This is a genomic window from Marinobacter sp. bablab_jr008 (assembly GCF_016464145.1).
In the GTDB taxonomy this organism is placed as follows: domain Bacteria; phylum Pseudomonadota; class Gammaproteobacteria; order Pseudomonadales; family Oleiphilaceae; genus Marinobacter; species Marinobacter nauticus.
Window position 1 is genome coordinate 43,716 of sequence record NZ_JACDWW010000085.1, and the last position, 13,378, is coordinate 57,093.

At 59.5% G+C, this 13,378-nt stretch carries 9 protein-coding genes; 4 read left to right on the forward strand and 5 right to left on the reverse strand.

What is annotated here, in order from left to right:
* Positions 1 to 45: 45 nt before the first annotated feature.
* The 4 genes from JIF53_RS17200 (at position 46) to JIF53_RS17215 (ending at position 4,989) form a co-directional block, all read left to right on the forward strand.
* Positions 46 to 1,560, forward strand: coding sequence for a diguanylate cyclase (locus JIF53_RS17200; RefSeq protein WP_199453591.1), 1,515 nt, complete (start codon positions 46 to 48; stop codon positions 1,558 to 1,560).
* 82 nt (positions 1,561 to 1,642) lie between these two features.
* The gene (locus JIF53_RS17205; protein ID WP_199453593.1) at positions 1,643 to 2,509 is read left to right on the forward strand and encodes an MBL fold metallo-hydrolase; all 867 of its coding nucleotides are present in this window, start codon (positions 1,643 to 1,645) and stop codon (positions 2,507 to 2,509) included.
* 7 nt (positions 2,510 to 2,516) lie between these two features.
* Positions 2,517 to 4,241: a SulP family inorganic anion transporter gene (locus JIF53_RS17210; protein ID WP_199453595.1), complete on the forward strand. Its 1,725-nt coding sequence runs from the start codon at positions 2,517 to 2,519 to the stop codon at positions 4,239 to 4,241.
* Positions 4,242 to 4,329: 88 nt separating this feature from the next.
* Positions 4,330 to 4,989 (forward strand): energy-coupling factor ABC transporter permease, encoded by a 660-nt coding sequence (locus tag JIF53_RS17215; RefSeq protein ID WP_114434334.1) that lies wholly within the window; start codon positions 4,330 to 4,332, stop codon positions 4,987 to 4,989.
* Positions 4,990 to 4,998: 9 nt separating this feature from the next.
* Here JIF53_RS17215 and JIF53_RS17220 read toward each other — a convergent pair whose 3' ends face one another.
* The 5 genes from JIF53_RS17220 to gdhA form a co-directional block, all read right to left on the reverse strand.
* Positions 4,999 to 7,128: a putative bifunctional diguanylate cyclase/phosphodiesterase gene (locus JIF53_RS17220; protein ID WP_199453596.1), complete on the reverse strand. Its 2,130-nt coding sequence runs from the start codon at positions 7,126 to 7,128 to the stop codon at positions 4,999 to 5,001.
* A gap of 250 nt (positions 7,129 to 7,378) precedes the next feature.
* A complete protein-coding gene (locus tag JIF53_RS17225; RefSeq protein WP_199453598.1) occupies positions 7,379 to 7,912 on the reverse strand; it encodes a response regulator transcription factor in 534 nt (177 codons plus the stop codon).
* Between the two features lie 2 nt (positions 7,913 to 7,914).
* Positions 7,915 to 9,186, reverse strand: a complete 1,272-nt coding sequence (locus JIF53_RS17230; protein ID WP_199453600.1) for a sensor histidine kinase — start codon at positions 9,184 to 9,186, stop codon at positions 7,915 to 7,917.
* Positions 9,187 to 9,235: 49 nt separating this feature from the next.
* Positions 9,236 to 11,824, reverse strand: a complete 2,589-nt coding sequence (locus tag JIF53_RS17235) for a PEP/pyruvate-binding domain-containing protein (RefSeq protein ID WP_199453602.1) — start codon at positions 11,822 to 11,824, stop codon at positions 9,236 to 9,238.
* Between the two features lie 7 nt (positions 11,825 to 11,831).
* Positions 11,832 to 13,181 (reverse strand): NADP-specific glutamate dehydrogenase, encoded by a 1,350-nt coding sequence (gene gdhA / locus JIF53_RS17240; RefSeq protein ID WP_041654459.1) that lies wholly within the window; start codon positions 13,179 to 13,181, stop codon positions 11,832 to 11,834.
* Positions 13,182 to 13,378 lie beyond the last annotated feature (197 nt).

The window sequence follows — 13,378 nt, forward strand, 5'->3', positions numbered from 1 at the left end:
ACTAAAAGAACCTAGTGTAGACAATAGCAGGGAGACCGGCCATTTATGGCGAGCCAGCCCGACGATGAGCAGCCAGAGGGCCTGTCGGCCCGGTTTTTTCAGAAGCTGGCATCCGGCGTGCCGGGCGTGCTGTTTACCTATTGGCTCAGTGCCGATCATCAGTCACACCGCTATCCCTACGTCAGCGACCAGGTAAAAGAACTGTTCGGCGTCGAGCCGCAAAAGCTCCGGGAAAATGCCGATGCGGTTTTCCGGGTCATTCATCCTGACGATGCGGCCGGAGTAGGTGAGAGCATCCTGCACTCGGTGCGAACGCTGCAACCCTGGTGTTACCGCGCCCGGCTGAGGATGAAGAATGGCGAGTACCAATGGTACGAAGCCCATTCCGTGCCGGAGCGGCAATCGGACGGCAGCACCCTCTGGTATGGCCAGTTCCACAACATTCAGCACTACAAGGAGCTGGAGCAGCATCTTCGGGATAGTGAAGCGGAATTCTCGTTCCAGGCGGGTTTCCAGAAGCTGATTGCCCGGCTTTCCAGTGAGTTCATTCATCTCGGATTTGGCTCCATCGACGACTGCATTGATGAGTTGCTCAGATCCATCGGCGCCTTCTTCAGCGTTGATCGCGCCTACGTCTATGCCTTTTCGCCGGACTTTGCCACCATGACCAATACCCACGAATGGTGTGCCCCGGGTGTGCCATCGTTGATGGCGGATCAGCAGGCGGTGCCGATTGACGATTTCCGCTGGTGGCAGCAACAGATTCGCCTGATGGAGGCCCAGAGCAAGGTGGTGTTCATTGAGGATACTGCGGATTTGCCGCCTGAGGCCGCAAATGAGCGGGCATTGCTGGAGCAGCAGGGAGTCAGTTCCATGTTCTGCGTCCCTGTCCGGATCCGCGGCCAGGTGATGGGCTTCTTTGGTGTGGATTCGTTATCCCGGCGGAGTTGGCGGCGGGATATGGCGGATCTGTTGATTATTGTCTCTGGTCTGCTGTCCGGTGCGTTGGAACGCAACCGGCTGGAAGAGGACCTGCTTAACCAGTCGATTCGTGATCCCCTGACTGGACTGCATAACCGTCGTTACCTGATGCCCCGGCTGGACGAGATCCTTGCTGCCAGCAATCGCCATGGTGACCGTTTCTGCCTGGCCATGTTCGATATTGATCACTTCAAACGGATAAACGACAGCCTGGGCCACCTGGCAGGCGATCAGGTACTGATGCGATTTACCGACCTCCTGCTCGCCCACACCAGAACCACCGATGTAGTGTCCCGCTTCGGGGGTGAGGAATTTCTGGTGGTCTTTACCGGAGTAACCGAGAGGGATGTGCAAGCCCTGGTGATGCGAATCATGGAAGCAGTAAGGGAGGAGGAATGGTTGGTCGACGGCAAGGCATTGAGCATTACGGTCAGCGCCGGGGCGGTGTGCGTGTCGGAGCTGACAGACGAGCCGGCCACCCCGGAGGCAATGATTGCCAGGGCAGATGATAGGCTGTACCAGGCCAAAGATGGGGGCCGGGATTGCCTGGTTGATGCATCGGGATTATCGCGCATATAAGAAAACAGCATTTCACCTTATATATCGTTTCAGTATATCCTTAGATCAAATTAAAGAACTGGCGACTTCAAAGGTGAACACCATGACTCAGCCCATCGTTCAGCATTTTTTCGACGAACCCACTAACACCTTCAGTTATGTCGTGCGCGATCCCGGCAGCCGGGCTTGTGCGATTCTGGATTCGGTGCTGGATTTCGATTATGCCGCTGGCCGCACCGATGTGCGCTCGGCCGACGAGATTATTCAGTACATCCAGGCGAACGATCTGACCGTGGAATGGATTCTGGAAACTCACGTACATGCGGATCACCTGTCAGCAGCTCCCTACCTGCATGACAAGCTCGGAGGCAAAACCGGTATCGGGGCAAAAATCATTCAGGTACAGGAAATTTTCGGCAAGGCCTTTAACGCCGGTACCGAGTTTGCCCGCGATGGCAGTCAGTTTGACCGGCTCTTTGAGGAAGGCGACACCTTTGCGATCGGCAGCCTCGAAGGCAGTGTGCTACATACGCCCGGCCATACACCGGCCTGCCTCACCTATGTGATTGGCGACGCCGCATTTGTGGGCGATACCCTGTTTATGCCGGATTACGGCACGGCCCGCTGTGATTTCCCGGGCGGAGATGCCCGGGTTCTGTATCAGTCCATCCAGAAAGTTCTGGCGTTGCCGCCGGAGACTCGCATCTTCCTGTGCCATGATTACAAGGCTCCTGACCGTGATGAATACCAGCACATGACCACCGTGGCCGAGCAGCGCCGGGCCAATGTGCACGTGCACGATGGTGTGTCGGAAGAGCAGTTCGTGAAGATGCGCACCGAGCGGGACGCAACGCTGGATATGCCGAGACTTATCCTGCCGTCGGTGCAGGTGAATATGCGGGCGGGCCATATGCCGCCTGCAGAAGACAACGGCCAGGTGTACCTGAAGGTACCGGTCAACCTGTTCTGAGCCGCGCATGAATCTGAAACGCTATCTGCCCATTCTGCAATGGGCGCCATCCTACGGTCGTGACCAGGCCACCAGTGATCTGGTGGCTGCCGTCATTGTCACCGTTATGCTGATTCCGCAGTCCCTGGCCTACGCTCTGCTGGCAGGCCTCCCGGCGCAGGTCGGGTTGTACGCCAGCATCCTGCCACTGGTGATCTATGCGGTGTTCGGAACCAGTCGCACCCTCTCTGTTGGCCCGGTGGCGGTGGCCTCGCTGATGACGGCGGCTGCTCTGGCGCCACTGGCCGAGGCGGGCACTGCTGAGTATCTGGCTGGAGCTATCTTGCTGGCGGTGATGTCTGGCCTGATGCTGACCTTGATGGGGGTGCTGCGGCTGGGATTCCTGGCTAACTTCCTGAGCCATCCGGTGATATCCGGGTTTATTACCGCCTCGGGCATTGTCATTGCCGCCAGCCAGCTCAAGCACTTGTTCGGTATCCAGGCCAATGGCCACAACTTGCTGGATATTGGTCACTCGTTACTGGTTTCCCTGGGCAATACCAACGTGCCCACGCTGTTGATCGGGGGCGGGGCCTTGATGTTCCTGTTGTGGTCGCGCCGGTACCTGAAACCGGTACTGCATCGATTTGGCCTGGCGCCCCGGGCGGCCGATATCCTGACCAAGACCGCGCCCATTCTGGCGGTGCTGATCACGACTCTGGTTGCCTGGGTATTGCGGCTTGATGAGCAGGGCGTGCGACTGGTCGGTGAGGTACCGTCAGGATTGCCTGCCTTCACCATGCCCAGTCTGGATCTTGGCCTGTGGTCCCAACTGGCGGTCAGCGCCTTGCTGATCAGTGTGGTGGGTTTCGTGGAATCGGTTTCCGTGGGTCAGACCCTGGCGGCCAAACGGCGCCAGCGCATTGACCCGGACCAGGAGCTGATTGGTCTGGGGACCGCCAACCTGGGGTCCGGCCTGTCGGGCGGTATGCCGGTTACCGGTGGCTTTTCCCGTTCGGTGGTGAACTTCGATGCCGGCGCAGAAACACCGGCCGCCGGTGCCTACACGGCGGTGGGCATTGCCCTGGCGACCCTGTTCCTCACGCCGGCGATAGCCTGGCTGCCCCAGGCGACGCTGGCGGCGACCATTATTGTGGCGGTGATCACCCTGATTGATCTGCCTGCCCTGGGCCGCACCTTCCGCTATTCCCGTACCGATTTCGGGGCCATGCTGGCGACCATCCTGCTCACGCTCGCTCACAGTGTCGAGGCCGGTATCATTGCCGGGGTGGCGTTATCGATCGGTCTGTTCCTGTACCGCACCAGTCGCCCCCACAGTGCGGTGGTGGGCCGGGTGCCGGGCACCGAGCATTTCCGCAACGTGTTGCGCCATGAGGTGGAACTTTGCCCCAAGGTTACCTTCCTGCGGGTGGATGAAAGCCTGTATTTCGCCAATGCCCGTTTCCTTGAAGAAACCGTGATGGATCTGGTTACCCGGGAGCCGGAGCTGACCGATCTGGTGCTGGTGTGCCCGGCGGTGAACCTGATTGATGCCTCAGCCCTGGAAAGCCTGGAAGCGATTAACGAACGGCTGCGCGACGCCGGGGTGCGTCTGCATTTCTCGGAAATCAAGGGCCCGGTCATGGACCGGCTCAAAGGCACGGAGTTGCTGGAACACCTAGGCGGACGCATCTTCCTGAGCACTTATGAAGCCTGGCAGGCGCTCACGGACCGGGCGGCGTTGGCGGCTTGATCTGAACGGTGTGATCCCATTGACGGTGTATGGGGTATGTGTAGACACTGCCCCCTATTTCCAATCGCACCCGCACCGGTAAAACGCCATGGGAATGACCGACAACCTGCTCTCCACCAGTCAATGGCTGATCACCGCCGTGTTGTTTGCGGTGATCCTGTTAAACGCGGTGCGTTCTGTCGACTGGTCCGCCTTGCGCAAGGATAACGCTCTGCAGCATTCGTTTTTTGGTGCTGCGGTGATTCTGGGTTTTGTCTGGCAGTTACGGGCAGGTATTTCACCAGGATTGGCGATTCACATCTTTGGCATCACGGTGATTACCCTGATGCTGGGTTGGGCTCTGGCCGTGCTGGCGGGCCTGCTGGCCCTGGTGATCACCGTCATCACCGGGCGCGAGCCGCTACTGATGTTTGCCGCTAACGGCCTGATTACGGTGATGGTGCCAGCCCTGGTCAGCCATGGCATCATGTTGTGGGAACGGCGGCGCAATTTCCGTAACTTCTTCGCCTACATCTTCTTCTGTGGTTTTTTTGGAGCCGGTCTGTCGGTTGCCGCGGCGGGCATGGTGATGTGCCTGATGCTATGGAGCAGCGGTACCTACAGTTTTGATGAACTGGTGCATGAGTATCTGAGGTATCTGCCGCTGTTCATGATTCCGGAGGGTTTCATCAACGGCACCTTTGTCACTGGCCTGATGGTATTCCATCCGGACCGGCTCAGTACGCTGGATCAGAGCCGCTACCGGTAACCCTGCTGTTCAGATGCCCTCACCTTGCTCCGAAACGGTCTGCAGTTCACGAATGTCCCTGTTGGAGTGGCTTCTCTGACGCCAGTTGTCCAGCCAGTCCAGTACTTCGTCTGACGGCATAGGCCGGGCGATGCCATAGCCCTGAACCAGGTTGCAGCCCATGTCCCGCAGTGCGGTGGCGTGCTCCAGCGTTTCCACCCCTTCGGCCACTACGGGGTGGTCAAAACGCTGTGCGAGGAAAATGACGCTTTCGACGATGGCACGGTCATTGGCGTCGGTAAGCATGTTGCGGACGAAACTCTTGTCAATCTTGATGACGTCCACGGGCAGGGTGCGCAGGTAGGTCAACGAGGAAAAGCCGGTGCCAAAGTCGTCCAGCGCCACCTGCAGACCCAGAGACTGGCAGCGCGCCAGCACATTGCTGGCGCGTTTGGTGTCTTCCAGCGCCGTGGATTCTAGCACTTCCAGAGTGATTTGCCCGGGGCTCACTTCCGGATGGCTTTGCAGATAGCCTTCCAGGTAGTCCGCAAACTTCCGGTCCATCAGGTGGGGCGCGCTGATATTGATGCTGACTGCCAGAGCTTCGCCGGCTTCCCGCCATCGGTTCATCTGGTGAATCGCTTCTTTCAGCACCCATTGGCCCAGGGAGATCTCCAGGTGACTGTTGGCCGCCGCCGGCAGAAAGGCATCGGGGGTAATCAGTCCTTTTTCGGGGTGGTTCCAGCGAATCAGGGCCTCAAAGGCAATCACCTGACAGTCGGCCATGCGCAGTTGTGGCTGGAAGTAGAGTGCTAATTCCTCGTTCTCCAGGGCGCGGGAAATCTCCATCAGCAGGTTCCGACGTTCCTTGCGGAAGGCATATTGGCCTGGATCGAAAATATAAAACTGGTTGCGGCCTTTCTCTTTGGCAGCATACATGGCCTGGTCGGCATGGCGGATCAGGCCTTCGGCGTCGGTATCATCCTCCGGGTACAGGGTGACGCCGAGGCTGGCGGTCAGATTTACCGCTTTACCCGCCATGTCGAAAGGCTCACTGACCGAGCTCAGGATACGCTGATACAGCGGCTCCGAATGATCGCTCTGAATCAGCAGAACAAATTCATCGCCGCCGATTCGGGCGACGGTATCTCCGCTGCGGAGACTTCGGGTGAGCCGTTCCGCCACCATGCGGAGCGCCTCGTCGCCGAAATCGTGGCCGAGTTCATCGTTGATACCCTTGAATCCGTCCAGGTCAAGATAGCAGATGGCGAGTGAGCGTTTCTGCCGGTCCGCGTGCGCCCTGGCGGATCGCAACCGCTCTTCCAGAAGCTGGCGGTTGGGCAGGCCGGTGAGGTCGTCGTAATTCGCGGCCCGGTCGAGCTCTTTGGCGTGATTCTTCAGGGCGGTGATATCGGAGAACGCCGCCACATAATAATGTTTGCCGGGTTCTTCCAGGTGCACCCGGCTGATCGATAGCAGTTCCACATATTCCTCACCGTTTTTGCGGCGATTCCACACCTCTCCGCGCCAGTGATCGGTTTTTTCGATGGACTGCCACATGGAACGGTAGTATTCCCGGGAATGGCGGCCAGAGCTCAGAATGGAAGGGTTGAGGCCGAGTACTTCCTGACGGCTGTAGCCGGTAATCCGGGAAAACGCTGGGTTTACATCGATAATGTGGTTGAGGTGATCGGTGATGACAATCGCCTCGTGGCTGCGATCAAAGACGCTGGCAGCGATGCGCAGGCCGCGTTCGCTGTTTTTCCGGTCGGAGATGTTGGTCTGGATTACCACAAAGCCGGGTTCAATGCCGTCCTCTCCATCGACGGGTGTGCAGTAGGTGTGTACCCAGTAAGGTTCGCCGTTGGCGGTGTAGTGCAGGATGTCTTCTTCAAACGCCTCGCCCCGGAACAGGTGGCGGTGTATCCGGCTGACCGTCTCCGGATCCGTGTCCGGGCCGGCCAGAACCTGGCTGGGCAGTTTCCCGCGCACCGAATCCAGCGAGTAGCCAGTGTGCTTCTCAAACGCCTGATTGACCCACTCGATGCAGCCACTGGCGTCCAGAATCAGTGCCATGTTGCGGGTGGCGGTGGCCACCAGCGCCAGTCGTTTCGGGTCGATATCCGTGGCAGGCTGAGGGGTATCCGGGGTGTTGGGCATAGATCAGGTGTTCCGGTTATCGGTGGCTTTCGGCTTCCTCCTCTCCATGTGAGAACTGTTTGCGAGTATAGCAATGATGGCTACCCGCAACCTCCGTATTTGCCATGTACCTGTTATCCGTTTATTGCAAAGGGAGGTTGCGTGGGATGCTACCGTATCCGGGATTGGAAGGCATTCGACCTTGGTTTCAGGAAGTTGACCATCGTCAATTCGAAGTGAGATTTTTACCGTTTCAGGACAGCTGGGAGATTCACTGTCGCCAGCGGGAATGCTTCTGGAGTTTTCGTTGCAGAGTTCGGCGGTGCATGTTCAGAGCCCTGGCCGTTGCCGATATATTGCCCTCGTGTTCATTCAGCACCCGCTGGATATGTTCCCACTCCATTTCCTCCACCGAGGGCGGTTCCTGGCGGAGTGCGGGGCCGCCCTCAAGGGGTTCAAAGCCCTGTATCAGCTGGCTGACGGTGACCGGTTTGCACAGATAGTTTGCGGCGCCACGGCGCATGGCCTCCACCGCCGTGGCGATACTGCCGTAGCCGGTCAGTACCAGTACCTCCAGATTGTCATCGTGTTGCAGCAGCTCTGGCAGTAATTGCAGGCCGCTTTCACCCGCCAGATTGAGGTCCAGCACGCAGCGGTTAAAGCGGTACTCATCAAGTGCCCGTAGCGCATCCTCGCGGTTACTGGCCGTGACGCTCTCTACGCCTTGCCGCGATAGGGAGCGGCCCAGCACCTGAAGAAAGGTTTCATCATCATCAATCAGCAACCAGCGTTCGCCGTCTGTCATGTTCAGATAACCCCCGTAGAAGGCTCGTCAGTCACCGGAAGGTCGATCACCATGGTGGTGCCCTGGTCGCTTACCCGGGCACGAAGGTGGCCACCCAGTCGCTGTATGGTGGCGTTGGACAGAAACAGCCCCACACCCAGACCATTGCGGGAATCCACCACGTCTTCGCCCGGCGCACCGGCAAAGGCACTTTCCAGACCATCGCCGTGGTCTTCGACGATAATCTCCACCCGTGCATTGTCTGAGCTGCGGCAACTGACCGCGACCCATTGCGGACTGGCGGTCAGGGCGTTGGCGAGCAGGTTCAGTACCGCCTGATCGAGGGTGGCATCTACCGCGACCGTTGCCTCAGGACACTCGTCTGCCCAGCGTATCGGCCCGGCGGGCCAGAGCAATGTTGCAGACTCCCGAAGCCGCTTGAGCCAGGTGGATACCGCCAGGTTTTCCAGTTTTGCGTTGCGGGCTTCGATGGCGGCCTGGGTCAGCTGTTGCAGATGGCCACTGCACAGTGCCAGCTGTTGCTGCATCATGCCCAGGTCCTCTTCCAGATGTTCGTCGCCCCGCCCCGCGGTGGCAGAACGAATTTCATCCAGCAACAGCGTCATGGTGTTCAGAGGTGTTCCAAGCCGATGGGCGACGGCAGCGGCCGACAGGCCCAGGGAAATTATCTGCTCGTCCCGAAGCCGGTCTTCCCGGAACTGCCCAAGCTGGGACTGCTGTGCTCTCAGCTGGCGGGCCAGGGTTCCCACCACCAGCAGCAGAATGGCGGCGGTCAGGGCAAAGGTTACCCACATGCCGACCAGATGCAGCTGGGCCAGGTCGCTGCCGTGGTGCTGGTGTTCAATGGCAGGCGTGTGCCAGAGCACCAGGGCGGTATACACCAGAATACCGGATACCGTCAGGACGATACCCTGACGCCCGGGCACCAGGATGATGGCGACCGCAATCGGCAGCAGCAGGAGCGAGACCAGGGGGTTGGTGTAGCCCCCGGTGAGGTAAAGCCAGAACCCGATAAGCACCAGATCGGCCGCCAGGGTAAGGCTGACAAAAACCGCAGAGGCGGGCGGGCGCCGGCTGAACCATAACCACCCGAACGTGGCCAGTACACCGTACAGCAGGCATAGCAGCAGCGCCTCGGCCCGATGAGCAAGGGTGATGGTGGTTTCGGCAACGGCAACGGCCACCAGCAAGGTAACAATGATGGCCAGGCGCATGCCCAGAAGGTAACGGGCGGCCTGCCGAAAACCGGTCTGTGAGTGTGTCAGCCATTCCATGGGGGCATTCTAGCAGCGTGCGGCCGGTTCCGGCGCGAAAAACGCTTGGCTATTGCTTCGGGTCAACCGGCCGGTAGCACACCAGTTCTTGGCGAACCACATCGCCGGCCAGCTGAAGGGGCGACTGATCCATGACATACACCCTGATGGCGCGTTCAATGTCACTGGCGTTCTCAGGCTGGGGGATTTCACCGGGCAGAAGGTCAGGCTGGTAGTGGCACTGGCCGGATTCGGGAAACAGCGCCACATAGGCGATACCGGTTTCCACCAGGTCCTGAAAGAAATGAGAGCCGTAGGACAGATCCGGCACCATGTCGCCGGCGTTTTCGGATACCTCCACCAAAGCACTGACTCCGGCGATGTCGCCAAACCTGACCGGTACGCCCAGTTCCGGGCTGCTGGTGCCCCAGCGGCCGGGGCCGATCAGCAGGGTGCTGTCGCTGGATGCCCGCACCACCTCGCCGACACGGCGGGCCACCTCGTAACGCTCGTTGGTATTGAGATTGGCGTAAACAGCTGCATCCACACGGATAACCCGCTCGATCGCCAGATTGATGTTGCCGCCCATGAAATGGCCCTGGGTGCGGAAAATCTCCCGCTCTGCTGGCAGGTGTTCCGGCAGTGTGACCGGACCGGTTTCACCAATCGTGGCCAGTGGCCGGCACTGAACCAGATTGAAGGAGGGTTCGCCCTGTTCATCAATATGCAGGGTGAACTCGACGTCCACGGGATGCTGATAGCCGGCCTCCAGGGTAGATAACAGAGATGACAGCCGCTGAATAAACGAGCTGGCCTGAACCAGCGGCCGGAAGGTGAGCCGCCACACTGGCCCTGGTAGGCCAATCTGTTCCGCCCGAGCACTGGCGGCCCGGTCGATCTCGCCCATGTGTGCCATGGGCAGGTCGCTAACGGTTTCCAGTAACTGGCTCAGGGGCTGGGTTTCCAGATGGCCTTCCTGCAGATCGAGCAGATCCACCAGATGCTGGGAGAACCGGTAGTGTTCGTCCGGATTGCGGAATGGTTGCCGAGCGGGATGGTCCAGCGCCATCACGCAGGCGTGGTCGCCTTCAATTCGGTCCACGGCCCGGGTGCCCAACCCCATAACCAGGCGCACCATGCCCGCTTTTGGGTCCATGTTGCTGTCCCAGGCAAAGGTGTTTCTGGATACGCCAACGCCGGCCGCATCGGGCAGATAGTAGCGGCCGTGGAAACGGCCATTCACCCGCTGGATCAGCAGAGCCATGGGCTCCTCGCGCTGGTCCAGCCCCCGTTGTTTGCGGTACACCAGAGCATCTTCGCTCATGGACGAGGCGTAGACCTGGCGGATGGCGTTTTCCAGTTCTGTCAGGCGCTGTTCCGGCGCCCCCTGGTTGATCAGGAATACGCTATCGTATTTGCCGGCGAAGGCGTTGCCGAAGCCATCCTCCTGCAGGCTGGATGAGCGCACTAGAATGGGGTACTGGCCGTAGTGGTCGAGCAAGCGCTCCAGTTCCGAGCGGACTTCCGCCGGGAACTGCCCGGTCAGAATGGCCTGGCGCAGGGAGGGTGCTTCACTCAGATAACCCTCTGGCGAGCGTTGTCGCATGATTGCCGGCCACAGGCCATTGTGGACCAGAAACGCATAGTAGGCATCGGTGCCCAGGTAGCTGGAATCGTGGGGTTCCAGATTCGGCTGCCAGAGTTCCGGGGCGTCTTGCAGCAGGATGTTTCTGGCGATCAGCATGCCCGTGGCCTTGCCGCCAATGTAACCGCTGCCAACCAGACGGCTGCGGATGGTGAGCAGATCTTCCAGGGTCAGGTAGCGGCGGGCCAGTTCCAGAATCTGGGGGTCCCGGCTGATCATAACCTGCAGAACCTGCTCCTGCAGATCGGACATGCAGGCCTGGTCCTGTTCATAGATGGCCCGGCTGACTTCCTGAAACAGTCTGTCCCAGTAATCCAGCAGGGGTTGGCGATGCAGGTGCTCGGATTCCAGCGAGGCCTGTAAGCGGGTGGCATCGCTGCTGTCGGTAATTGGCCGAAACTGGCCAGCCTGTTCCCGATGAGGCAGGAACATGGTCGGCGACTGGCGGCGCCAGGCCTTGATGGGATGAATCTGCACATCCTCGCCGTGGCGGTGCACATCGATCATCACCTGGGTGGTCTGGCGAATCCGGTCCAGGGTCATCCGGGAGTGTCGGTCCGGGTGCAGGGCGAACCAGGCGACAGTATCCAGCTCGAACAGGAAGGGACACACCACCCGGAAAAAATTTCCCACCATGGCATCGGTGGCCCAGGCGTTCAGTAGCTCACTCAGGCTGTCGCACACGTAGAAGGCGCCGCGGCCATGCTGTTCTATCAGGTGCCAGACCCGGCTGGTAAAACTTTCGAAGCCGCCGAGGGCATCAATGGTGATGGTGCGCACCGCGGGGTGCCGGTCAATGATCGGGGGATGCTCGCCGAAGCGGAGGTAGATGATCTGCCGGCCGGCGTCGGCGGCAGCGTCCAGGAAGGGAAGAACGAATCGGCGGTAGTCGTCCAGATCGGAGACCCGCCAGACAACGTTGTCGCCGATTCGCAGGCCATCCAGCACCTCATCCAGACCGGGCAGCCCGGTGGACACCCGGTCTGCGGTCTGGTGAGGCTGCTGGCTGGTCATGGCTCGATCAGATCACGCCCATGGCGGTCATGGCCTTGGCCACACGGATGAAGCCGTTGATATTGGCACCCAGCACGTAGTTACCCTGCGCGCCAAACTCAGCGGCCGTTTCGTAACAGTTCTTGTGGATATCGATCATGATTTCCTCAAGGCGCTTCTGGGTGTAATCGAAGGTCCAGGAGTCGCGGCTGGCGTTCTGCTGCATTTCCAGGGCAGAAGTGGCAACACCGCCGGCGTTGGCGGCCTTGCCTGGGCCGTACGCTATCTTGGCGTCCTGGAAGATGATGATGCCTTCCGGCGTGGTGGGCATGTTGGCGCCTTCGGCAACCGCGATACAGCCATTTTCTACCAGCATCTTGGCATCGCTGCCATTGAGCTCGTTCTGGGTGGCGCAAGGCAGGGCCACATCACACGGAATGCTCCAGATGTTGCCGTCTTCCACGTACTTGGCGTCTTTATGGTACTCAGTGTAGGCGCTGATGCGGCGGCGCTCCACTTCCTTGATGCGCTTGACGGTCTGCAGGTCAATGCCTTTCTCATGCACGATCATGCCCTGGGAGTCAGAGCAGGCAATCACTTTAGCGCCCAGTTCGTGGCACTTTTCGATGGCATAGATGGCCACGTTGCCAGAGCCTGAAACCACCACGGTCTTGCCTTCCAGCGAGTCACCACGGGCCTTGAGCATTTCGTGGGTGAAGAACACGGTGCCGTAACCGGTGGCTTCGGTACGGGCGCGGCTTCCGCCCCAGTCCAGGCCCTTGCCGGTGAACACGCCGGATTCATAACGGTTGGTGATGCGCTTGTACTGGCCAAACAGGTAGCCGATCTCGCGGCCACCGACGCCGATGTCGCCGGCGGGAACGTCGGTGTACTCGCCCAGATGGCGGTACAGTTCGGTCATCAGGCTCTGGCAGAAACGCATGATTTCGTCGTCAGACTTGCCTTTCGGGTCGAAGTCGCTGCCGCCTTTACCGCCCCCGATGGGCAGGCCCGTCAGGGCGTTCTTGAAGATCTGTTCAAAGCCCAGGAACTTGATGATGCCCAGGTACACCGATGGGTGAAAACGCATGCCACCTTTATAGGGGCCAAGGGCGCTGTTGAACTCGACACGGAAGGCGCGGTTAATGTGGATTTCACCGCTATCATCCTGCCAGGGCACTCGGAAGATAATCTGGCGTTCGGGTTCACAGATGCGCTGGATAATCTTCTTGTCCGCGAACTCCGGGTATTTCACCAGCACGGGCCCCAGGGTTTCCAGCACTTCGTGAACCGCCTGGTGGAATTCCTTCTCACCCGGGTTGCGATGAAGAACATCCTGGAAGATCGGTTCGAGCTTTTCGTCGAGTTTTGCAGTCATGGTGTCATGCCCTCGGAATACGCGTATTGAAGGTCGCAAGAAAATGCGGTCGCCCAAAAAAAGGGCACTGATTGCACCACAGCGGTGCGGTATTTGGCAAGTGAATCTGCTGCAAAGCCCGGCGTTCTACCCGTCGGAGATACCCCCAAGGGGGTGCGGCATTGTGTCTCAAGCCAGTGAAAAAGAAGCGACATACA